This is a genomic window from Rhodoferax sp. RT5P35, assembly GCF_056521385.1.
On the sequence record NZ_JBWMAX010000270.1, the window covers coordinates 1 to 1,144 of the forward strand.

Sequence of the window (1,144 nt, forward strand, 5' to 3'; positions counted from 1 at the left end):
CGACGCGCTGGGCCTGGCAATCGGCGACAGCCTGCTGCTGGGCGACAGCCGTTTGCGCATCACCCAAACCATCGCCATCGAACCCGACCGGGGCGGTGGTTTCCTGAATTTCTCGCCCCGCGCCATGCTCAACCAGAGCGATATGGCCGCCACCGCGCTCATCCAGCCTGCCAGCCGCATCAACTACCGCTTTGCCGTGGCCGGGGCCGACCCCGCCGTGCAGCGCTACGTGCAGTGGGCCGCCGAAGAGGTCAAAAAGCCCGACACCCGGGGCGTGCGCATCGAGTCGCTGGAGAGTGGCCGCCCCGAAATGCGCCAAACCCTGGACCGCGCCAACAAGTTCCTCAACCTGGTGGCCCTGCTGTCGGCCCTGCTCAGCGCGGTGGCCGTGGCCCTGGCCGCGCGCGGCTTTGCGGCGAATCACCTGGACGACTGCGCCATGCTGCGCGTGCTGGGCCTGGGCCAGCGCACCATTGCACTGAGCTACGCGTTTGAGTTCGCGCTGGTGGGCATCTTCGCCAGCGCGCTGGGGCTGGTGATCGGCTTTGGCGTGCACTATGGGTTTGTGCTGCTGCTGGCGGGCCTGGTGGATGCCAGCCTGCCCGCCGCCACCTGGTGGCCTGCCGCTTTGGGCATGGGCATGGGGCTGACGCTGCTGTTCGCCTTTGGCCTGCCCCCCGTGCTGCAACTGGCCGCCGTGCCGCCGCTGCGGGTGATCCGCCGCGACGTGGGCGGCCTCAAGCCCACGTCCATCGGCGTGCTGGGCCTGGGCGTGCTGGGCTTTGCCGCACTGCTGTTGGCGGCCAGCAGCGACATCACCCTGGGCCTGATTGCGGTGGGCGGGTTTGCCGCCGCCGTGCTGGTGTTTGCGGGCCTGGGCTGGGTGGCCGTGAAGCTGCTGCGCCGCAGCGTGAACGAGGCCACCGCCCCGCGCTGGCTGGTGCTGGCCACGCGCCAGGTGTCGGCCCGCCCGGCCTACGCCGTGGTGCAGATCAGCGCCCTGGCCGTGGGCCTGCTGGCGCTGATTTTGCTGGTGCTGCTGCGCACCGATTTGATCCAGAGCTGGCGCCAGGCCACGCCGCCGGATGCGCCCGACCGCTTCGTCATCAACGTCATGCCCGACCAGGCGGCCGATTTCCAGGCC

General features: G+C 70.2%; 1 protein-coding gene. It reads left to right on the forward strand.

From position 1 onward, the window contains the following. On the forward strand, window positions 1-1,144 hold a 1,144-nt coding region (locus AC097L_RS25560), incomplete at both ends, for an ABC transporter permease (protein WP_479589505.1).